Genomic DNA, 21021 nt, shown 5'->3' with positions numbered 1-21021 from the left:
GAAACTACCCCCCAGTCATTGCGAGCGTAGCGAAGCAATCTCCAGAAAGAGTTGCATTGTGTCTCTGCCATTAAAAACTTATGTTAATTGAGATTGCTTCGTCGCTGTGCTCCTCGCAATGACAGTATGGTGCTTATTTGTGAAAAATTAGTGTTATTTGTGTTTAAAAAAATCTAATCCACACGCAAATACTCTCTCAGACCTTTCAACAGCTCCAACTGATTCCTGGTTCTGTCCAGATTATGTTCAGCATATTTCGTAGAATAGTAAGTACTCCCATTCAGATAATCAGTCAGAAAACGAACCGCCTGAATATAAATCACAGTCTGTGCCGCATAATCAAGGTTTTCCAGTTCTTCAAAAGTCAGTTTTTTCTTTAAAGAGAGCAGAAATCCGTCTTTCACAGTTCTGTAAATCTGGGGGTTGAAATTATTGTCAGCATTTCCATTATCCTCATCCAGAGTATTGGTGTAGGACCTTGCCATATCGCCGAAGTCATAGAGAATGGTAGAAATGGTTACGGTGTCCAGATCGATCACAGCAAGGGGCCTTGAAGTTTGGTCAAAAAGAATATTTCTGACATTGGGATCTCCATGGATAATTCTTTTAGGTAAAACACCTTCCTTTTCCATCTCAATCCATTTTTCAGGAAGGGAGATGAGTTCGTTCATTGCTTCTATTTCCGGCTCAGCATTGTCCAGTAGATCCGGACTTGCAGATTGTAAAGAAATCTGATAATCCGAGATTCTTTTTTCAAAATTAATAAAATCAGGAATTGGAGCCTGAATGTAAGGAAGATATTCAGGATTGACTGTATTTAAAAAAGATCCGACAGCTTTTGCCGATTCATAGGCGGTTTTTATATCAGGGATTTTAAAGAAGGTTTTAGTGTCCTCAATAAAGCTGAGCATTCTCCAGGATGCTCCATTTTCATCTTTAATAATGAAATTTCCAGATAAAGTTTCCTTGGGTTTTACCAGCTCTAACGGATAATTCCCGTCTTCCAGCAACCTATTGATCAGAATGTGATTATTAGTGATAATCTCCGGAAACGGAAAAACCTGAGTGTTGATCTTTTGAAGGATAAATTTTTCATCAGCATCATAGTCCACCACCAGATAGGTTGTATTGATCAGCCCGTTGGTAATGGGAGTGATCGTGCAATTTTCAGTTCCGGTAAATCCGGTAACGATTGTTTTTAATTCCATAGATCCTCGGGATATCTGTTTTTTTTGATCTCTGATGTCAGGAAATCTTTTATACTGCTTTTGTCATCTGCATAGGTAACACCCATCCATTGTGATGGAGAGGCTTTCACCAACACCTTTACCTTTTTCTCGTCAATCATTCTTTGTACGGCAGAAGGAATATAAAATTCCTGCGATGGCTTCGGTTCCGATTGCAAGAAGTCATTAAAATACACTTCAAGCGCATCAAAAACGTTCGGATGAAAAATAAAGAAATTCATAGATACCAACGCATCAGAAGTAAGTTTAATATCATTTCCGTTCTCGGTATAAACAATTGAATCTCCTTTTTGGTGGATCGAAGTCTGTTCTTCTACTTTTATCAGATAATTTTCTGCATCTAAGGTACATATTCCGCGGGCAACATTTCCGTTTCCACTCAAAGTAGATCCTACGGGATAGGCAGCCATTCCAAACTGTGACCCTGAAATGTGAAGATCAATTTCTTCAGAAGCCAGTTGATATGCCTCTTTTCCATAAAAATCATCGGCATTGATCATGACAAAAGGCGCCTGTACGGCATTTTTTGCACAAAGGACAGCATGACCGGTTCCCCATGGTTTTTCACGTTGTGAGAAGTCGTAGTCCTTTGGTAGAAAGCTCTCCTTTTCCTGATATACCCAGTGAAGTTCAAAATTGTTTTCTTCGGATATAGCATTTAATCTTTCCATATAGCTTTGAGGAATCAACCTGTTTACAATGATGACAACCTTGGTGAAACCCGCTTCCAGTGCATCATAAATAGAGTATTCCAGAATCGGTGAACCGTTATCCAGAATTCCGTCTATCTGTTTCAGACCTTTGTAGCGGCTTCCCAAGCCTCCTGCTAATATGAGTAATGTTTTTTTAGAATTCATCCGTCATTCCAAATACAGGTTTACGGGTTTTCCATTTTCCGTTGGTGAAATCTGGGATATCTACCGCCTGACCGCCTTTAGCAATCGATTCTTCGCTTAATGGCGTGATAGAATACCACAAGGCCAGATCATACACATCCATCGGGAATTCTATATTTCGCTTGATACATTCGATGAAGGTATTCATGACAAAGAAATCCATCCCGCCGTGGCCTGCACCTGCAGCCGTACTTTCAAATTTCTTCCAGATAGGATGGTCATAATCTTTCATCCACTTTTCCGTATTTTCCCAACGGTGGGTGTGATTCATTGTTTTTTCAAAATAAATATGTCCCTGGTTAAAATCTCCCCAGCCGAAATCCTGCCACAGACCTTCCGTTCCCTGTACCCTGAATCCAAGATCATAAGGACGCTGCAAACTCGTATCATGGGTTAAAAGAATCGTCTCACCATTGGCACAGGCAATCTGTGTAGTGACTATATCTCCCTGATTGAATTTTACTTTGGCGTTAGGATGATTTTCCCCGCCCTTCGCATGTTCCACAATATATTTATGAAGTCCCACAGACTTTGATGACAATGATGAAAGCCTTGTCAGGCGGTTTCCACGGTTGATATCCATCATCACTGCTACCGGGCCTAATCCATGCGTAGGATAGAGCTCACCGTTGCGTTTTACGTAATGCTCCGTTCTCCAGTGCGCCTCACTGAATCCTTTTTCTCCGAACTCAGCACCTGAATTGTATGGTGTAACCCCATCATTGAACAGAACGCCTCTTAAATCATGCTGATAACCGCCTCTTCCATGAACCAGTTCTCCGAACATTCCTTTGCGGACCATATTCAGAACAGCCATGATATCTCTGCGGTAACACACATTCTCCATCATGAAAATAGGAACTTTGGTTTCCTCGTATACTTTCACAAATTCCCAGCAATCCTGCAGTTTTATGGCTCCGGAAACTTCCATCCCTACGATTTTTTTCGCACGCATAGCTTCTGTCCCCTGTGGAAGATGCCATTCCCATGGAGTAGCAATCACCACAGCGTCAATGGTTTTTAATTTTAAAAGATTCCGGTAATCATAATCTCCGTTTGAAAATTCCTGAGCGGCAGATTTATTATTGTCTTTCAGTATTTTTTGTGAGGCAGCCAGCATTCTTTTGTCCGGATCCGCAAAAGCCACAATCTCTACGTCATTACGCTTGGCCAGCAGTTTTACATGTTCCTGTCCGCGGAGTCCTACGCCGATAAAACCGACACGTACTTTTTTATCTGATTTGAAATCACTGGAATAGGCAAACAGGGAATTGGGTAGAACCAATGCACCAAAGCTTGCCAGGGCTGCAGTTTTAATGAAATTTCTGCGTGAAGAGGTGTTGTCCATCGAAATTTTTTCTTAAATATATTAAAAAGTTGCGAGATGAGGGGGGATAAGTACGGGTTTCGGAGTTTGAGAGTAGAAGGGTTTGGGGTACGGGATGCAGGGTTTAAGGTTTTGAACGGAAATAAAAAAAACGGCCGCCCCTGATAGGAAGAGCAGCCGTTTTACAATCATCTGTTTCTATATATTATTTTTCTGTAAAATATACTTCTTCGTAAGGTTGAATAAGTACCCATCCGTTTCCTGAGAATTTCATCTGAAATTCTTCACCGCTTCCTCTTCCGATTAAGCTTTTGAAAGAAACATTCGTCTTCAGATCCGGACTTAGATTTCCTGACCATGCTACTGTAGCATTAGGATCTGTGAAAACCGGACTGTCAGGAGTTACCATCAGGGTTAATGGTTCACCGTGAGTTGTTATCGCAATATGTCCCGTTCCGGAAAGTTTTACCTGGAAAAGACCGCCGGCCATCATACCTGCAACACTTTTAAGCATGGTGATATCACTTTTTACACTCTGCTCATGCGCCAATACATCATTTCCGTTGACACATACTGATTCATTGTTCAGATAAAGGATACGTACTTTCTTCCCGGAATCAGCTACATACAGTTTGCCGGTTCCTTCTGCTTTCATCAGTTTTGTTCCTTCACCACTGATGGCTTTCTTTAAAAGGTTACCAATACCTCCGGCCAGCATTCCCTGTCTTTCGAAGTTGATACCTCCTACATAGCCTACCATACTTCCTCTTTTAGTCCATACAGCCTGATTGTTAAGGTTGATTTCCAGAAGATGTGGAGTTTCCAGTTCAAAATAATCTCTTTGTTGTGGATTTTCTTTTGTTTCGTTGACGAAAGCTTCCAATGAATATTTGCTCATACGTGTAAAAATTATTAATTTTTTTCAAAAATAATCTTTTTTTCCTTCATAAATCACCGTAGAATCACGGTTTTAAATTTGATTTTAAATAATACTTGACAAAGGGGTGTTCAATGTCGTATATTTGCACTCCGAAAATTACACTAGTAATTTTTATAATTTTTAAACCGTAATTTAAAAAAATGAAAACATCAGATTTTAATTTTGATCTTCCTGCGGAATTATTGGCAGAACACCCATCTGAACACAGAGACGAAGCTAGATTAATGGTTCTAAACAGAAAAACAGAAACCATTGAGCATAAACTGTTTAAAGATGTTGTGGATTATTTCGATGAGAAAGATCTATTCATTTTCAACAATACTAAGGTTTTCCCTGCACGTCTTTACGGAAATAAAGAAAAAACAGGTGCTAAAATTGAAGTTTTCCTTTTAAGAGAGCTTGACAAAGAAACCAGAGTATGGGACGTTCTTGTAGATCCTGCAAGAAAAATCAGAATCGGTAACAAATTATTCTTTACTGAAGATGAATCTTTGGTAGCTGAAGTTATTGATAACACTACTTCGAGAGGAAGAACATTAAGATTCTTGTTCGACGGTTCTTATGACGAATTCAGAACAAAACTGAAAGAATTAGGAGAAACTCCACTTCCAAAATATATCAAAAGAGCAGTAGAACCGGAAGATGCAGAAAGATACCAGACGATCTATGCAAAAATTGAAGGAGCGGTAGCAGCCCCTACAGCAGGTCTTCACTTCTCTAAGCATTTGATGAAGAAACTGGAGATCAAAGGAATCGATTTTGCTGAAGTAACCCTTCACGTTGGTTTAGGAACTTTCAACCCGATTGAGGTAGAAGATCTTTCCAAGCACAAAATGGAGTCTGAAGAAATCATCATCGATGAAAAAAATGCTGATATCATCAATAAAGCAGTAGATGCTCACAGAAGAGTCTGTGCAGTAGGGACTACAACGATGAGAGCATTGGAAACATCTGTTTCTTCAAACAAAAAGATCTCTGCATTCAACGGTTGGACAAACAAGTTCATTTATCCGCCTCACGATTTTGGAGTAGCGAATTCAATGATCACGAACTTCCACACGCCGAAATCTACATTACTGATGATGATCGCTGCATTTGCAGGTAGAGAATTCATCATGCATGCTTACGAAGAAGCCGTAAAAGAACAGTATAAATTTTATTCTTACGGTGACGCAATGTTAATCCTATAAAAAAGATAATAGGTAACAGGTTGCAGGTATTAGGTATCTGCAACCTGCCACCTAAGATCTGCAACCTATCATCTATAATGAAAGATATCCGAGTTTTATCACTAGACCAGCTTAAAGACTATTTTTTGACTTTAGGGGAAAAACCGTTTCGTGCGAAGCAGGTTTATGACTGGTTATGGAGTAAAAACCTCCATTCGATTGATGAAATGACGAATCTTTCGAAATCTCTCCGCGAAAGAATTTCCGAAGAGTACACCATCAATCCCGTTTCTGTGGATCAGCTTCAGAAAAGTACGGACGGAACCATCAAAAACGGCGTGAAACTTCATGACGGACTGCTGGTAGAGTCTGTTCTTATTCCTACAGAAACAAGAACCACAGCCTGCGTTTCTTCACAGGTGGGATGTTCATTAAACTGCGAATTCTGTGCAACGGCAAGACTCAAAAGAATGAGAAACCTTGAAGTAGCTGAAATCGTAGACCAGGTGGCACTGATCGACAGCCAAAGCAAAATGTACTTTAACAGACCGCTTTCCAATATCGTTTTTATGGGAATGGGAGAGCCGATGATGAATTACAAAAATGTCGTGGAAGCCATCAGAAAAATCACCCAACCGGAAGGTTTGGGAATGTCGCCGAGAAGAATTACCGTTTCTACATCCGGACTTCCGAAGATGATCAAAATGCTGGCAGACGATGAACTTCGTGTAAAACTGGCCCTTTCTCTTCACTCTGCTATTGAATCCAAACGTAACGAGATCATGCCTTTCTCTGATAAATTCCCTTTAACGGATATTATGGAGGCCCTTCAGTACTGGTACCAGAAAACTGGCTCTGTGATTACTTTTGAATACTGTGTATGGAAAGGAATCAATGACGGCGATGAAGATATCAAAGCTTTAATCAGATATTGTAAACAGGTTCCTTCCAAAGTGAATCTTATTCAGTATAATCCTATCGGGGACGGAAAATATGACCAGTGTAACAAGCAGGCGGAGGACAATTATGTACGTCAGCTGGAAAACGCCGGAATTACAGTGATGATCAGAAAAAGCCGTGGTGGAGACATCGATGCAGCCTGCGGACAGCTTGCCAATAAAGCAACTGATTAAAATTTCCTTAAAAAACTCAAAATTTTTCTTAAAAATTTCCTAAAACCCTACCTTTACATAAAGCAAAAAAGTTTATTATGGACTTCTTTATGGGCGCGGACGGGCTGGAAAACGTTTATGCATGGTCTATTCCGGTTCATGCTGCCGTTATATTGGCAGAAATGATTTACAGTCACGTTTCTGAAGCTAAACTGTACAACGGAAAAGATGTGGCAACTAGCATTTATCTCGCTCTGATGAACTTCGGTCTGGACCTGATCATGAAGGCTTTTGCCATGGGAGTGATGTTTTTCTTCTACAACCATAGGCTTTTCTCATGGGATTTTACAGTTTGGTACTGGCTCATTTGCTTTGTGATTACAGATTTTGCCTATTATGTGCTGCATTATGTGGATCATCATTCAAGGGCGTTTTGGGCGGTTCATATTACCCATCACAATTCAGAATATTTCAACTTAACCACAGGATTTAGAAGTCCCGTACTTCAACCGCTGTACAGATATCTTTATTTTTCACCGCTTGCTTTTTTAGGTTTCAATCCGTGGCATATTATGGTGGTTTATGCGATAGGGCAGGTATACGGAACATGGGTGCACACGCAGACCGTGAAAACCATGGGTATTCTGGAATATATTCTAGTAACCCCTTCCCATCACAGGGTGCATCATGCCTGCAATATCAAGTATCTGGACAGGAATATGGGAATGTGTCTGATTATCTGGGATAAAATCTTCGGCACCTTTGAAAAAGAAGACCCAAATGTACCCGTTAAATATGGAATATATCCGAAAATGCCTGACAATAAACCGGACACCGTTCTTCTGTATGAATGGAGAAAGATCTGGAAAGATATCAAACAGCCGGGCTTAAAAATTTCTGACAGGATTAATTATATCTTCAATTCTCCGGGCTGGAGACATGATGGTACCGGAAAAACGGTGAGACAATATCAGAAAGACCATTTAAAGAAGCAGGCTAAAAGGCAGGAGCAGAAGCAAAAAATGAAATCTGCATAATTCATGTTTTTTTAATTAAACCACAAAAGGCGCAAAAGTTTTCTAACACTTAAGTTGTTTTTTAGTTAATTGCTTTGCGTATAGGAAGTGTACTTAAGTTTTTACAAAAATCAAAGATTTTTATCCAGAATATGATTAATGAAAATCTGCGCCATCTGTGAAATCCGCGGGAAATAAAGAGATTGAACCATTAAGGTTAATTTAAGTTTTTAAGAATATTAAGGAGAGCTTCGCTTTTTTAAGAGATATGTCTAAAAAAATCATTTGATTTTTCTTAACTATTCTTATCATCTTCATTGCTCTTAATGGTTAAAAAGCTTAAATTTTCTACATCTGATTTTCGTGATAAGTACTATTGAATGGATGACCAGTCCCATCCTCTGAAGGGTGGCGAAAATCAAAGAATTTTTGACGAGTGGTTCCCAAAAACAAAACACTTCCAATTTTTTTCAATTCCCCTTAAACCCTTATTTTTGTTCTATGAAAAAACTCATTCTTCTTGCTGCCGTTGTTATTTTTCAATCGTCGTTCTCACAAAAGACGGAGTCATTGAAAATAAGAAAATTCAGAATCGGCTATTTAGATGACAAGATTCAGGAAACGTCAGGACTGAGTATTTTGAATGGTAAATTGTATACGTTCAATGACAGCGGAAATGATCCGGAACTTTTTGAACTGGATGAAACTTCCGGCACTATCAAAAATACATTGACCATCAATGCTAAAAATAAAGACTGGGAAGCTCTAACCAATGACGGAAAGAATTTCTACATTGGAGATTTTGGAAATAATGGAGGAACCAGAAGAGACCTGGAGATCTATAAACTTCCTTTTGAAAACAGTAAAGCCAAGAATGATTCCATTGCAAAAATTTCTTTTTACTATCCGGAACAAACGGAATTTATCCCACAATATACCAACAATGACTTTGATGCAGAAGCTATGATCTATCTCAACGGAAAACTGCATCTGTTTTCCAAAGAATGGAAATCAAAAGCAACCTCTCATTATATCATCGATCCTGCAATCACTGAAAAGCAGAAAGCAGAGAAAATAGAATCTTATAAGACGAATTTCGTAGTAACGGATGCGGCTTATTTTGAAAAGAAATTATATCTGGTAGGGTACACGAAAAGAACAGAGGTTTTTCTGAATGTTTTTACAGAAACAGAACCCGGGATCTTTTTTAAAGAAACTCCGAAGCATTATTATCTGGGAAGTGCTTTGGCTGTAGGACAGATTGAAGGTATTGCTGTCAATGGTAAAGGAATCTATATTTCAGGAGAGAAATTCAAATCGGCACTGGGAAGTTCAAAGCCTGCACTGTATTTTATTCCCAAAGAGGAACTCAAAGATTAATTTTGTCTTAAAATTGCGTGAAAAAAATTATCTTTGTCATAATTAATAATTATTTACCTTTCATTCACAGATTTTGGCAAACATCGTAGAAGAAATCAAACGACCGATCAATGAGGAAATGAAGCTTTTCGAGCAGAAGTTTTATGAATCGATGCAGAGTAAAGTGCCTTTATTGGATAAGGTAACCCGTTTTATTGTTACGACCAAAGGTAAGCAGATGCGTCCTATGTTCGTATTTCTCTGCGCAAAACTGGTAGGAGAGGTCACAGAGAAAACGTACCGTGGAGCTTCCATGATCGAGCTGATCCATACCGCCACTCTGGTACATGATGATGTAGTAGATGAAAGCTTTAAACGCCGTAATTTCTTTTCAATCAATGCTTTGTGGAAGAACAAGATTGCAGTATTGGTTGGAGATTACCTTCTTTCAAAATCAGTATTACTTTCTACAGACCATAAAGATTATGACCTTTTGGGTGTGATATCAAGAACCATCCGTGAAATGTCCGAGGGTGAACTTCTTCAGCTTGAAAAGGCCAGAAAGCTTGATATTACCGAAGATGTTTACTATGAAATCATCCGTCAGAAAACAGCAACACTGATTGCGGCATGCTGCGAAATAGGTGTTCTTTCGAATAATGCCGATGAAGATCTTGCCAAAAAAATGATGAACTTCGGAACTTACACCGGAATGGCGTTCCAGATTAAGGACGACCTTTTTGATTACTTAAGTTCCAATGTTATCGGAAAACCTGTAGGGATTGATATTAAGGAGCAGAAAATGACGCTTCCTTTAATCCATACTTTAAAAATGGCGGGTGAAAAAGAAAGAAAATATTATTTCAATACCATCAAACGCTACAATAATGACCCGAAACGTGTGAAGGAGCTTATAGACTTCGTTAAAAACTCGGGAGGCATGGATTATGCGATTCAGGTGATGAAAGATTTCCAACAGAAGGCTAAAGATATTCTTAATGAATTTCCAGACTCGGAAGCTAAAAAATCACTTCACAGTATGCTGGATTATGTAATTGAACGAAAATTTTAGAACCACAAATTACCATACATAAAAAATCTGAGCGCCACAAAGCACTCAGATTTTTTTTGATATCAACAGAAAATTTATATTTTCTGTATGGTGACATTGGTAACATTTCCGCTTCCCGTACTTCCCGTTTCAGTAGCCAGAACAGTGGCACTTTGATTGGGTGCTGCAGTGAAACGGACCTGATAACCTGCTGTTGGTATGATCAGTAATGTTGTATAATTCATTAATTCTCCAATACTTCCTGAATTAGTAGAGGCATTATAATGACTGCCCCTTCCCAGATAATCCGCATCCGGAACAGGTCTTACTCCTAGTAGTAGTTGCGTTCCTGCTGCCATATTCGTGAAACTGGCCTGTAAAGTCACCAAATAATTTCCTGCCTGATTAAAGGTTAAGACACCTGTTGAAGTATTATAGCTATAATAAGGGGATGTGGCTAAAGGAGTTGAAAATACTAAAGTAGTAATGCTTAAGGTGGAGATATTTTGGCTGGCAGCTAATCGGGCATGAAATAAAGAATACGAATTAAAGTTAATAGTCTTTAAAACACCTGTAGCATCGGCTACTACAACTCGGTCAGTACCACCAATCCCTACGTTGGTATTGATGTTCCGGATACGTGCATTTCCGGTGATGATATCCAGTTTTTCAGTGGGAGCGGTTGTTCCAATCCCTACATTGCCTGTATTGGTAACAGCAAAGTCGTTGGTCTGCTGAGTGGAAGAAGGAACTCCGGAAGTTGGGTTGTCTTTTGCACCATCTATATGGAAACTTGCCTGAGGATTACTGGTATGAATCCCGATCTGTGATGAGTATGTTGTGAAAATCATGAAAATCAACACAACAATAGTAATTTTTTTCATAAGACTTTTATTTTAATTCAACATGAAGTGATTTTTATCAATATTAAATTTATAGAATAAAGTTCAATTATGAATAATTATTAATTAATTCGCTATTTGTTTATTTGTATTTGTTGTTTTTGGCTAAATTAATATTTATTTTGTTTTATTTTGGTTTAAATTTTAAAATAACTATACTTTGATTTTGTCTATTTTTGCTGTTTTTTACTTAAAAATAGTTTAATGATTGTAAAATGAATAGGTTTTAAATTAAATGTTGCAGTAATTAGAATATAATATTTACAATGTAGTGTTTTTAAGAAAATGTAAAATCGTATTTTGGATATATTGATCTGTTTTTAGCAGAAAAAATTCCTTGGAATAGTGCTCTTCATGAGATTTTTAAGGGTACGAGTTAGAAATCTCATTCCGTATTTTATTTAAGTTTGGAGATTATTTTATTAAAATTATTTTTGAAGCCTTTCAGAATTCGGAAATTTGGCATTTTGTTTCAAAATATAAATCGGCTTAGATTATTTTAACGGTTACAATTATAACAGCCAGAACTATACAAAATAAAGCAGTTAAAAATAAATAATCCGCAATAGTCTCATATTTTGTTTCCCGCCTTTCATTTTTCGTACGTATCGCCAGAAAGGAAAAAAAGCAGCTGCATGCAAAGAGCAGGCAGGAAAGACCTGCAAATTCATCCAGATGTGTATGGGCACTGATTTTAGTGATTTTAAGCGAGGTAATGATAATCAGGGAAAAACCTAAAAGGTTGCTCGATGCATTAAGGATATGGGGTGATTTTTTTTCCATCATTTACAATTTTTTACAATATAAAGCACTATTTTTTTATTATCAAATTTTTAATAAAGATTATTGAAAATTAAAATTAATTTAAAAATTGTATATTAGCGCAATACTTGAAGAATAAAAAACTTTTATATCTAGCTATGCAGACAACCTATATTGAAACACAGCAAATTTCTTTCCAGGACTTTAAAAATCAGATACTTGAAGATTATAGATTAGGAAGGATATCACGCGAGATGTCTTATCTTGGAAGAAGAGAAGTGCTTACAGGAAAAGCTAAATTCGGAATTTTTGGGGACGGTAAAGAACTTCCTCAGCTTGCGATGGCGAAAGTTTTCAGAAATGGAGACTTCCGTTCAGGATATTACAGGGATCAGACTTTTGCATTGGCAGCAGATGCTTTAACGGTTGAAAGCTTTTTCGCACAGCTTTATGCAGATACGAGCGTGGAAAGAGAGCCGGCATCCGCTGGAAGACAGATGAACGGACACTTCGCTACCAGAAGTTTAAATGAAGACGGAAGCTGGAAAGATCTTATGGCACAGAAAAATATCTCTTCAGATATTTCTCCTACTGCCGGACAGATGCCTAGATTATTAGGTCTGGCTCAGGCTTCTAAAGTGTATAAAAGTGTAAAATTCGAAGGTTCTGAAAAGTTCTCTAAAGAAGGTAATGAAATTGCTTTCGGAACTATTGGTGATGCGTCTACAGCAGAAGGACATTTCTGGGAAACACTGAATGCAGCTTGCGCGCTTCAGGTTCCTATGATTGTTTCTATCTGGGATGACGGGTACGGAATTTCTGTTCCTACTAAAAATCAGAGAGCAAAAGCTGACATTGCAGAAATGTTAAGCGGTTTCCAAAGAAAAGAAGGTGAGAACCAGGGATGTGAAATTATTCAGGTGAAAGCTTGGGATTATCCTGCATTATTGGATGCTTATGCAAGAGCAGAGCAGTTTGCAAGAATGGAGAGCGTTCCTGTGGTGGTTCATGTCATTGAAGTGACACAGCCTCAGGGTCACTCTACTTCAGGATCTCACGAGAGATATAAAAATGAAGAGCGTTTGTCATGGGAATCTCAGTTTGACGGATTGGTAAAATTCAGAGAATGGGTTTTAAATTATTCAATTGAAATTGAAGGAAAAGAAGAAATTATTGCTTCTGTTGAAGAATTGGATGCCATTGATGAAGAAGCAAAAAAAATAGTAAAAGCAGGGCAGAAAAGTGCCTGGGAAAATTATCAGAAGACTATTACCGATTTGATTCAGTCTGTTCTTCCTTTAGTAGAAAACCTTAAAGGTCAGAATGCTGAAATTGAAGGATATATCAGTCAGTTCAACAAATTGGTTTCTAAAGCCAAAAAAGATGTTTTCCACCTGATAAGAAAAGCTTTATTGGCCACAAGAGGAACGAATTCTGCGGAAAGAACCCAATTGATGCAGAAATACAATGAAGTTTTTGAAATAGAAAAAGACAACTATTCTTCCCACTTATATTCTCAGTCTCAGTGGAAAGCTGAAAACGTAAAAGAGATCGCTCCTGTTTTCTCAGAAAATTCTGAAGAAGTAGACGGAAGAGTGGTGGTAAGAAATAATTTTGACAAAATTTTCGAAAAATATCCTGAAACTTTAGTATTTGGTGAAGATGCCGGAAATATCGGGGACGTCAACCAGGGGCTGGAAGGAATGCAGGAAAAATATGGTGATGTACGTGTAGCAGATACCGGAATCCGTGAAGCTACTATTCTTGGCCAAGGTATTGGTATGGCGATGAGAGGTTTGAGACCTATCGCTGAGATCCAGTACTTAGATTATATTTTATACTGTTTACAGGGAATGAGTGATGACTTAGCAACTGTTCAATACAGAACAAAAGGAGGTCAGAAAGCACCTGTAATCATCAGAACAAGAGGTCACAGACTGGAAGGTGTATGGCATTCAGGTTCTCCAATGGCAGGTATTCTGAACCTTTCTAAAGGGATCTTGGTATTGGTACCAAGAAACTTAACGAAAGCTGCCGGATTCTACAATACAATGCTTCAAAGTGATGATCCTGCCGTGATTGTTGAGTGTCTGAACGGATACAGATTAAAAGAAAAGCAGCCTGATAACTTAGGTGAGTTCACTGTTCCTGTCGGGAAAATTGAAGTAACGAAAGAAGGAAAAGATGTTACTTTAGTGACTTACGGTTCTACATGGAGAATTGTAATGGACGCAGCGGAAGAACTTGAAAAATTAGGAATCTCTGCAGAAGTTATTGACGTTCAGTCTTTAATTCCATTCGATTTAACCAACGAAATTGCTGAAAGCGTGAAGAGAACCAACAGATTAGTCGTGATCGACGAAGATGTGGAAGGAGGTACTTCAGCGTTTATTCTTCAGCAGATCCTTGAGAAGCAGAAAGCATTCAGATACCTGGATTCAGATCCGTTGACGATTGCAGCCAACGATCACAGACCTGCTTATGCAAGTGATGGAGATTACTTCAGCAAGCCATCTTCAGATGATATGGTAGAAAGAATCTACGCCATGTTCAATGAAACAAACCCTCAGAAATATCCTGCGATATTCTAATTGGGATTTTAGATAAAATGAAACCGCTTTCAGAACTTCTGGAAGCGGTTTTTATATTTATTTTTTATACTCATAAATGGAAAATAAAATCAGGCTTCAGCAGCTTTTTTCATTTTACTGTCAAGCACATTACAATCCTTATCATACTGCACCTCCTTATTGTCAAACTTCGCCTCCCATTCTTCCAAAAGGTATAAAATCGGCAATAACGCCAATCCCTTTTCTGTCAATGAATATTCAACCCTCGGAGGAAGTTCTTTGAACTCTTCTCTTATGATCAGTCCGTCATTTTGCATTTCTTTTAACTGATCGGTCAGTACTTTTCTCGAGATTACGTTAATCCGTACGGCAAGTTCTCCAAATCGAAGTTTACGGTCTTTGATCACCAATACAATAATTGGTTTCCATTTGCTTCCTAATGCAGACATTGCTTTGCCCAGAGGACAGCTGTATTTCATCAATTCACTCTTTACCATACGTTGTTACTTTTAAGTTACTAATGTAAGTTACTGCGAAGTTACCACTTTTTTCTGACAAGAGATACAAATACGAACTATTATTAGTTACTTTGTGTAACAATTATAAAATACCCATTTAAAAATGAGCACAGAATCATTATTTAAACCTTTTGTTTACAAAAACCTGGAACTTAAAAACAGAATCGTAATGGCGCCTATGACCAGAGCACAGTCTGATAATGGAGTTCCTACTCAAAATATCGCAGAATATTATGCAAGAAGAGCCGCTTCCGACGTTGGATTAATTCTTTCTGAAGGAACCGTGATCAACAGAACAGCTTCTAAAAATATGCAGAACATCCCGGACTTCTACGGAAATGAAGCACTGGCAGGCTGGAAAAACGTGATCAATGCTGTTCATCAGCATGGTGGAAAAATGGGACCTCAGATCTGGCACGTAGGAGATACGAGATCGTCTGAAGACTATCCGTTGGCTCCTATGGAGAAAGCTTCTACCATGACTTTAGAAGATATTCAGGATACGATTGCACAGTTTGCAGCTTCTGCAAAATCCGCAAAAGATCTTGGTTTCGACTGTCTTGAAATTCATGGCGCGCACGGTTACCTTATCGATCAGTTCTTTTGGGAAGTAACCAATACCAGAACCGATGAATACGGTGGAAAAACCATCAAAGAAAGAAACCGTTTCGCAGTGGATGTGGTTAAAGCCATCAGAGCTGCAGTAGGAGAGGATTTCACAATTATTCTTCGTCTTTCCCAATGGAAGCAGCAGGATTACAGCAGCAGATTAACCGCCAATCCAGCAGAAATGGAAGAATGGTTATTGCCGTTAAAAGAAGCCGGAGTGGATATTTTCCACTGTTCACAACGCCGTTTCTGGGAACCGGAATTTGAAGGTTCTGACTTAAATTTTGCAGGTTGGGCTAAAAAAATTACAGGACAGCCAACAATCACGGTAGGGTCTGTAGGATTGAAAGGAGATTTTATGAGTGCCTTCGCAGGACAGGGAACAGAGAAAGCAGACCTTACGGAACTGATCAGAAGACTGGACAATCAGGAATTTGATCTTGTAGCCGTAGGACGTGCACTTCTACAGGATCCACAATGGGTTCAAAAAATAAAAACCGGAAATACAGAAGAGCTTTTGGATTTTTCAGCGGAAAGCATGGCGAAACTGTATTAAAAGGTGAATGGTCAATTGTGAATTCGCTTCGATGTCAATTTTTAATTTTATAAAAGAATTGGCGGGGGTATCATTCACTTGCGTAGCAAAATTGACCATTGACCACTCACTTTTAAACAATACAAATTTTCTTTAATTTATATTTAATTTTCACCTATTTATTTAAAAGAAACCCGCTTTCAGAACTTCTGGAAGCGGGTTTTGATTGGTGTTAATCAGGACATTCCTCAGTAACAGGAGTGCATCTCCAACGTACTGGAAATCCATTTTTAGGGGGTATAAGACAGGCAATAGTTCCTTCCGGACATTCCGGTGCATTTCCGCCATTAATTTCCTTTAAATCTGATTTTTTTAATTTCTTTAGATTTTTCATACTTTAATTTGTTGATTCTACGTGTGTACTATTTAGGACATCCTACGCCTGGTTCACATGACCAGTAACTTGGAATATCACCGTTACGGCGATGATAACATGGTGTAGTTCCTTCCGGGCATTCTGGTGCATTTCCACCATTAATTTTCTTCAATTCTGACTTGGCTAATTTTTTTAAATTTTTCATACGTAATAATTTGTTGAATATTAAAAGTAAAATATTTTCACCACACAGCGAAATATTTGCATGAAAAAATATGATTACTAGAAAAAACAACCGCGCTCCAAAAATTTTGGAGCGCGGTTTTAACAGATTTAAATATCTAAAATTACCGCAGTGAACGGTAACAGTGATTTTGTATTATAAACCAATATTTTTAGTAGGCTTCAGCTGCTTAAGAATACTTTTTGGAACCGCATTCTTATGGATCAGGATCGCAGTTGATTTGTATTCTACATAAGGTCTGGTTACATAAAGATAACCCTCGAAATCATTGGTTACACCCCAGGAGTTTTTAACCATATAATATTCTTTTCCGGTCTGATCTTTCGCCAATCCTACGATATGCATACCGTGATCATCCGTGGTAGAAAGGTTGTTAAGCGCTTTCTGACGCATATCTTCGGTAATAGTTTTATCTTTCTTAGGCTCAGTGAAAAGTGTTTGCTTGTTTTCAGGAGTGATCCCGTTCAAATCCACATCAGGAACATAAGCTACCCCGTTTTTGTATGAGAAATAAGGCTCAGAAACGTCTGTAGCCCATCCTACGGAATATCCTTTGTTTACAGCATTGTCAATGATTGCTGTCAAATCTTTCATCGGAACATTCCAGTCAGAATCATGGCTCCAGTTATCAGGAATCGGAACTACGAATTTCTGGTAGTACGGGTAATCTTTGTATGAAGAAATTTCTATATAATCTTCAGGATTGATGCCTACAACTTCCTTAGCGAATGTTTTAGGCGTATAATTTTTTCCTTCGTAGGTAAAATTAGCTGGCACTTTTCCAAGATATTCATCCAGAATTGAATCTACAGAATCCATCCAGTTATCCGAAAGTTTTCCTTTTGAACTTGCCTGAACAAGACTGTCCAGAACTGTTTTTAATTTCCCCTGCATTTCCTTAAAGTTATTAAGGCTCTGTCCGGATTTTAATCCTGTATACACATCCTGAGGTACCGCACCGTATTTTTTGTACATATTGATCACGTCGTGCAGTTCGCCTCCGTCACCCCAGCTGATCGCTCCGCCGTTAAGGACAAATAATTTAGCTTTATCGTGGTAAGAATTTCTTGCCGTGAAAATTTCAGCCAGATCTACAGGTTTTTTACCCATCCTCTGCATTTCAGATTCAAGGAAAGAGTTCCCTGAATAGCTCCAGCAGGTTCCGGATGATCCCTGGTTTTTTACTGAAGTCGCTCCTACGTCTTTTAACGCGGTGAACTGAAAATTAGCATTTTGTGATTGATTGTTCTTTAATTTGTTGATCAAGTCATCTTGGGCAAACATCATACTTCCTGCAGACAAAACAAAAAGTAATGAGGCAATTTTGGTATTTTTCATTACTATAAAAAGATTATTTATACGAATAGTCGTTCCTATTAAAGATTTGTTACAAAGGGAAAAGTTAAATTTGGAAGTGAAAAAAAGTTGAAAAAAAAGAAATTAAACGAAGCTGTTTGGGTATCAGTTTATTCACTATTTTGCCTTTTTACAAAAAAATATTTAAAATGTTTCCAACCTGTCTCAAAGTTGATGCATCTATAAGAGTATAAAGCCTGACTATGGAAAGAGAATTACTAATAGAATGCCAACGTAACAGCCGCAGTGCACAGCGGAAGGTCTACGAGAAAATGGCGGGCAAGCTGTACTCAGTCTGCAGACGCTACCTGAAAAATGATGAAGATATTGAAGAAGTATTGGCCGATACATTCTACAAAATATTCACAAAGATCAGCCAACTCCAGAATGTGGACACTTTTGAAGGTTGGGCCAGAAAAATTGCTGTCAATGAATGCCTTCAGAAACTGAGAGCTACGAAAACACAGTTCGTCTCTATGGATGACAGTTTTGCAGAAACATCCGGAACCTTATCCGAAAGCATTTCGTTTGAGAAAGATATCCTGAGCCTGCTGAACTTTCTTCCGGAAGGCTGCAGAGCCATATTCAACCTGTTTGCGATTGAAGGATATCCGCATAAGGAAATTGCTTCAATGCTTTCTATAAGCGAGGGAACTTCTAAATCCCAGCTCAATTTTGCAAGGAAAAAACTACAGGAACTTTTGGTTAATCAGAACATTTAAATTTTAGGCAATGGAAAACAATCACGACATAGATAAAAAATTCAATGATGCTTCTAAGCTTTCAGAAGAACCGACCGTTTTTCCGGGTTTTGATAAAGTCTGGGCAAAAGTTGAAGAAAATTTAGATAAAAAAGAAGAGAAAAAAAGAGTACTGCCGGTGTGGTTTCCTTATGGAATCGCGGCAAGTTTAATCATTGGATTGGGGGCGTTTTATTTTATCAGTAAAGATAAAACTGCTGAAAACCCGAAACCTGTAATCGTAGAAAACAGGACTGAAAATCGTTCTGAAAAGAATAATATCCAGACAGTAGACAGTACAGTAAAAGCCAATATAGAAAAAGAAATAGAACTAAAACCTGTGCAGCCCGTACTTGCTTATGAACCCGTAGCGCCCATAAGTTTAGACAACCCAAGAACCATTTCTTGCGAACTCCCTGAACCGCCAGAGGAGTATAAATATTCCGGACAGAGAAAAAGAGATACTTTAAGAGAAACAAGGATAGAAGAAGTCGTGATGACTGGTTCTATGGGGCTGAAAAAAAAGGTAAGCTCAGTAACTTCATCAAGTACGATGGTTGCTTCCAGGGAGATAGGAGCTGGAAGTTTGCCGGTAATGGCTTCTTTAAGTGGTAAAGTAGCCGGGCTATCTGTTTCATCAGGAAAACATTCAGAAATTCGTATAAGAGGGGCTAAAAGTATGAGCGTTGATAAAGCATTATTTGTGGTAGATGGAGTGGTATTTGGCGGAGAATCAAAAGTGCTTAACTCATTGGATCCCAGCAATATTAAGGAGATAAAAGTCTTAAAAGGATCGGCAGCTACAGCTTTATATGGCAGTAAAGCCAGCAATGGGGTCATTTTGGTGACAACCCGTGGCCTCTCGAAATCCGAATTGGAAAAACTTAAAGAAGAAGCCTCAAAAAAAACGGAAGAAGTTATTAAAGAAGAAGATAAAGATCTTCCGAAAGCAGGACTACTAACCGCCGGGGAAGTGAATGATTTCTCAAAATGGGAGTACTGGAAAGATATCGCAGTTCCTACGCTTGACGAATATAAAAATATATGGAAGTTCTTTCCTGACAGAAGGGTTTCCGTACAGCTAGTCAACAAAAACAGAAAACCGGTAATCGGAGAAAAAGTAAAGCTGTTGAACGATAAAAAAGAGGTCATCTGGGAAGCGGTTTCCAATAATTTAGGAAATGCAGAATTGTGGATAGAGCCTATGAAAGGCAGTAATTCAATTTTCGGAAAATATTATTTAGCGGACGGCTCAGGACAGATCATCAGTACGAATATCAGAGATTTTAAAAACGGACAGAACCTGGTGATGATGGACAGAGCCTGTGTTACCAAACGGAATCTGGATCTTGCATTTGTAGTGGATGCTACAGGTTCTATGGGAGACGAAATTTCATATCTGCAGTCTGAACTCCTTGATGTCTTAAAAAAGGTGGAACGCAATCTTAAAAATACAACGGTGCGGTACGGATCCGTCTTTTACAGAGACCAGGGTGACGACTATGTAACGAGAAAATTTGACTTTTCTGATAAAGCTGAAGAACTGGTCAGTTTCATTAAAAAACAAAATGCAGGTGGAGGCGGAGATACCCCTGAAGCGGTTGTGGAAGCCATGCAGGTGTCTATTGATGAACTGAAATGGAGCAATGAAAATTCAGCCAAAATCATGTTTTTGATTCTTGATGCACCTCCACACCATTCAGAGGAAAATATCAACAAACTATATGAGAAAATAAAACTGGCCTCCAAAAAAGGAATTACAGTAATTCCTCTGGCAGCAAGTGATACGGATAAACAGACGGAATATCTGATGAGAACATTTGCTTTACTGACGAACGGGACCTACACTTTTCTAACCAACGACAGTGGTATTGGTAATGACCATATAAAACCTACCATTGATTCCTATGAAGTAGAAAAGCTGAATGCACTGTTATTAAGATTGATTCTTCAGAGAGCAACACTTCCGGAATGCAACGACGGAATTTCAAATGATCATCTGAACAAAAAGCTCGAAACAGAAGTTAATAATCAACCGGAATCCAAAACGGTGATCTTCCCGAATCCTACCAAAGGGATCATCAATATAAAATCCAGATATGCCATAGACGAACTGTTCGTTTATGATCTGGCCGGAAAGATCATCATGAGAAAAGAGAAACTTGAAGAAGGTAAAAACACAATCGACATTACTTCCTATCCCCAGAGTATTTATCTCTTAAGATTGAGATCTGGAGATCAGTGGGAAACCTTTAAGGTGATTAAAAATTAATGTATTTGAAAAAGAAATTT

19 protein-coding genes are annotated in these 21021 nt (G+C 38.4%); 9 read left to right on the top strand and 10 right to left on the bottom strand.

Annotated features, from left to right (window positions below):
* Window positions 1-173: 173 nt before the first annotated feature.
* From IW22_RS15235 to IW22_RS15220, 4 genes are all read right to left on the bottom strand, one after another.
* On the bottom strand, window positions 174-1208 hold the full coding sequence (locus IW22_RS15235; RefSeq protein WP_051891258.1) for a phosphotransferase enzyme family protein: 1035 nt from the start codon (window positions 1206-1208) through the stop codon (window positions 174-176).
* On the bottom strand, window positions 1199-2104 hold the full coding sequence (locus IW22_RS15230; protein ID WP_034727991.1) for a sugar phosphate nucleotidyltransferase: 906 nt from the start codon (window positions 2102-2104) through the stop codon (window positions 1199-1201). The genes IW22_RS15235 and IW22_RS15230 overlap by 10 nt, the downstream gene beginning before the upstream one ends.
* Complete coding sequence (locus IW22_RS15225) at window positions 2094-3491, bottom strand: Gfo/Idh/MocA family protein (protein ID WP_034727988.1); 1398 nt, start codon at window positions 3489-3491, stop codon at window positions 2094-2096. Before IW22_RS15225 ends, IW22_RS15230 begins: the two co-directional genes overlap by 11 nt.
* A 184-nt stretch (window positions 3492-3675) precedes the next feature.
* The gene (locus IW22_RS15220; RefSeq protein ID WP_034727986.1) at window positions 3676-4368 is read right to left on the bottom strand and encodes an AIM24 family protein; all 693 of its coding nucleotides are present in this window, start codon (window positions 4366-4368) and stop codon (window positions 3676-3678) included.
* Between the two features lie 182 nt (window positions 4369-4550).
* On the opposite strand from IW22_RS15220, the gene queA reads away from it, so the two are divergent.
* The 5 genes from queA to IW22_RS15195 all read left to right on the top strand — a co-directional run bounded on the left by queA (window position 4551) and on the right by IW22_RS15195 (window position 10138).
* The gene (queA, locus tag IW22_RS15215) at window positions 4551-5600 is read left to right on the top strand and encodes a tRNA preQ1(34) S-adenosylmethionine ribosyltransferase-isomerase QueA (protein ID WP_034727984.1); all 1050 of its coding nucleotides are present in this window, start codon (window positions 4551-4553) and stop codon (window positions 5598-5600) included.
* Between the two features lie 77 nt (window positions 5601-5677).
* Window positions 5678-6712, top strand: a complete 1035-nt coding sequence (rlmN, locus tag IW22_RS15210; RefSeq protein ID WP_034727982.1) for a 23S rRNA (adenine(2503)-C(2))-methyltransferase RlmN — start codon at window positions 5678-5680, stop codon at window positions 6710-6712.
* A 77-nt stretch (window positions 6713-6789) separates the two neighbouring features.
* Window positions 6790-7728 carry a sterol desaturase family protein gene (locus tag IW22_RS15205; RefSeq protein WP_117616588.1) on the top strand — a complete coding sequence of 313 codons (939 nt, stop codon included), beginning with the start codon at window positions 6790-6792 and terminating at the stop codon, window positions 7726-7728.
* Between the two features lie 480 nt (window positions 7729-8208).
* Window positions 8209-9087, top strand: coding sequence for a hypothetical protein (locus tag IW22_RS15200; RefSeq protein ID WP_034727978.1), 879 nt, complete (start codon window positions 8209-8211; stop codon window positions 9085-9087).
* Window positions 9088-9160: 73 nt separating this feature from the next.
* On the top strand, window positions 9161-10138 hold the full coding sequence (locus tag IW22_RS15195; protein ID WP_034727975.1) for a polyprenyl synthetase family protein: 978 nt from the start codon (window positions 9161-9163) through the stop codon (window positions 10136-10138).
* Window positions 10139-10212: 74 nt separating this feature from the next.
* Here IW22_RS15195 and IW22_RS23705 read toward each other — a convergent pair whose 3' ends face one another.
* Together IW22_RS23705 and IW22_RS15185 are read right to left on the bottom strand one after the other, a co-directional pair.
* Window positions 10213-11001, bottom strand: coding sequence for a hypothetical protein (locus IW22_RS23705; RefSeq protein ID WP_051891257.1), 789 nt, complete (start codon window positions 10999-11001; stop codon window positions 10213-10215).
* A 507-nt stretch (window positions 11002-11508) separates the two neighbouring features.
* The gene (locus IW22_RS15185) at window positions 11509-11805 is read right to left on the bottom strand and encodes a hypothetical protein (protein WP_228384053.1); all 297 of its coding nucleotides are present in this window, start codon (window positions 11803-11805) and stop codon (window positions 11509-11511) included.
* A 134-nt stretch (window positions 11806-11939) separates the two neighbouring features.
* On the opposite strand from IW22_RS15185, the gene IW22_RS15180 reads away from it, so the two are divergent.
* A complete protein-coding gene (locus IW22_RS15180; RefSeq protein ID WP_034727974.1) occupies window positions 11940-14372 on the top strand; it encodes a thiamine pyrophosphate-dependent enzyme in 2433 nt (810 codons plus the stop codon).
* A gap of 89 nt (window positions 14373-14461) precedes the next feature.
* Here the strand turns inward: IW22_RS15180 and IW22_RS15175 are convergent, their stop codons facing one another.
* On the bottom strand, window positions 14462-14848 hold the full coding sequence (locus tag IW22_RS15175) for a winged helix-turn-helix transcriptional regulator (RefSeq protein WP_034727972.1): 387 nt from the start codon (window positions 14846-14848) through the stop codon (window positions 14462-14464).
* A gap of 124 nt (window positions 14849-14972) precedes the next feature.
* On the opposite strand from IW22_RS15175, the gene IW22_RS15170 reads away from it, so the two are divergent.
* Window positions 14973-16034, top strand: coding sequence for an NADH:flavin oxidoreductase (locus IW22_RS15170; protein ID WP_034727971.1), 1062 nt, complete (start codon window positions 14973-14975; stop codon window positions 16032-16034).
* Window positions 16035-16245: 211 nt separating this feature from the next.
* Here IW22_RS15170 and IW22_RS24435 read toward each other — a convergent pair whose 3' ends face one another.
* The 3 genes from IW22_RS24435 to IW22_RS15165 all read right to left on the bottom strand — a co-directional run bounded on the left by IW22_RS24435 (window position 16246) and on the right by IW22_RS15165 (window position 17971).
* The gene (locus IW22_RS24435) at window positions 16246-16407 is read right to left on the bottom strand and encodes a bacteriocin-like protein (protein ID WP_165571895.1); all 162 of its coding nucleotides are present in this window, start codon (window positions 16405-16407) and stop codon (window positions 16246-16248) included.
* Between the two features lie 28 nt (window positions 16408-16435).
* Window positions 16436-16594 carry a bacteriocin-like protein gene (locus IW22_RS24720; RefSeq protein WP_410492856.1) on the bottom strand — a complete coding sequence of 53 codons (159 nt, stop codon included), beginning with the start codon at window positions 16592-16594 and terminating at the stop codon, window positions 16436-16438.
* A gap of 174 nt (window positions 16595-16768) precedes the next feature.
* Complete coding sequence (locus tag IW22_RS15165) at window positions 16769-17971, bottom strand: aminopeptidase C (protein WP_034727969.1); 1203 nt, start codon at window positions 17969-17971, stop codon at window positions 16769-16771.
* Window positions 17972-18192: 221 nt separating this feature from the next.
* On the opposite strand from IW22_RS15165, the gene IW22_RS15160 reads away from it, so the two are divergent.
* Both IW22_RS15160 and IW22_RS23700 read left to right on the top strand, forming a co-directional pair.
* The gene (locus tag IW22_RS15160) at window positions 18193-18711 is read left to right on the top strand and encodes an RNA polymerase sigma factor (RefSeq protein WP_034727966.1); all 519 of its coding nucleotides are present in this window, start codon (window positions 18193-18195) and stop codon (window positions 18709-18711) included.
* Between the two features lie 10 nt (window positions 18712-18721).
* Window positions 18722-21001: a TonB-dependent receptor plug domain-containing protein gene (locus tag IW22_RS23700; RefSeq protein ID WP_051891256.1), complete on the top strand. Its 2280-nt coding sequence runs from the start codon at window positions 18722-18724 to the stop codon at window positions 20999-21001.
* Window positions 21002-21021 lie beyond the last annotated feature (20 nt).

Source organism: Chryseobacterium sp. JM1 (assembly GCF_000737715.1).
Lineage (GTDB): Bacteria > Bacteroidota > Bacteroidia > Flavobacteriales > Weeksellaceae > Chryseobacterium.
This window is presented reverse-complemented; position numbering and strand designations above follow the sequence as displayed.

Coding starts and splice junctions, on each gene's coding strand:
- IW22_RS23700 (WP_051891256.1), top strand. CDS start 18,722: ATGGAAAACAATCACGACATAGATAAAAAATTCAATGATGCTTCTAAG.
- IW22_RS15235 (WP_051891258.1), bottom strand. CDS start 1,208: ATGGAATTAAAAACAATCGTTACCGGATTTACCGGAACTGAAAATTGC.
- IW22_RS15170 (WP_034727971.1), top strand. CDS start 14,973: ATGAGCACAGAATCATTATTTAAACCTTTTGTTTACAAAAACCTGGAA.
- queA (WP_034727984.1), top strand. CDS start 4,551: ATGAAAACATCAGATTTTAATTTTGATCTTCCTGCGGAATTATTGGCA.
- IW22_RS15230 (WP_034727991.1), bottom strand. CDS start 2,104: ATGAATTCTAAAAAAACATTACTCATATTAGCAGGAGGCTTGGGAAGC.
- IW22_RS15220 (WP_034727986.1), bottom strand. CDS start 4,368: ATGAGCAAATATTCATTGGAAGCTTTCGTCAACGAAACAAAAGAAAAT.
- IW22_RS24435 (WP_165571895.1), bottom strand. CDS start 16,407: ATGAAAAATCTAAAGAAATTAAAAAAATCAGATTTAAAGGAAATTAAT.
- IW22_RS15160 (WP_034727966.1), top strand. CDS start 18,193: ATGGAAAGAGAATTACTAATAGAATGCCAACGTAACAGCCGCAGTGCA.
- IW22_RS24720 (WP_410492856.1), bottom strand. CDS start 16,594: ATGAAAAATTTAAAAAAATTAGCCAAGTCAGAATTGAAGAAAATTAAT.
- rlmN (WP_034727982.1), top strand. CDS start 5,678: ATGAAAGATATCCGAGTTTTATCACTAGACCAGCTTAAAGACTATTTT.
- IW22_RS15175 (WP_034727972.1), bottom strand. CDS start 14,848: ATGGTAAAGAGTGAATTGATGAAATACAGCTGTCCTCTGGGCAAAGCA.
- IW22_RS23705 (WP_051891257.1), bottom strand. CDS start 11,001: ATGAAAAAAATTACTATTGTTGTGTTGATTTTCATGATTTTCACAACA.
- IW22_RS15180 (WP_034727974.1), top strand. CDS start 11,940: ATGCAGACAACCTATATTGAAACACAGCAAATTTCTTTCCAGGACTTT.
- IW22_RS15185 (WP_228384053.1), bottom strand. CDS start 11,805: ATGATGGAAAAAAAATCACCCCATATCCTTAATGCATCGAGCAACCTT.
- IW22_RS15200 (WP_034727978.1), top strand. CDS start 8,209: ATGAAAAAACTCATTCTTCTTGCTGCCGTTGTTATTTTTCAATCGTCG.
- IW22_RS15165 (WP_034727969.1), bottom strand. CDS start 17,971: ATGAAAAATACCAAAATTGCCTCATTACTTTTTGTTTTGTCTGCAGGA.
- IW22_RS15205 (WP_117616588.1), top strand. CDS start 6,790: ATGGACTTCTTTATGGGCGCGGACGGGCTGGAAAACGTTTATGCATGG.
- IW22_RS15225 (WP_034727988.1), bottom strand. CDS start 3,491: ATGGACAACACCTCTTCACGCAGAAATTTCATTAAAACTGCAGCCCTG.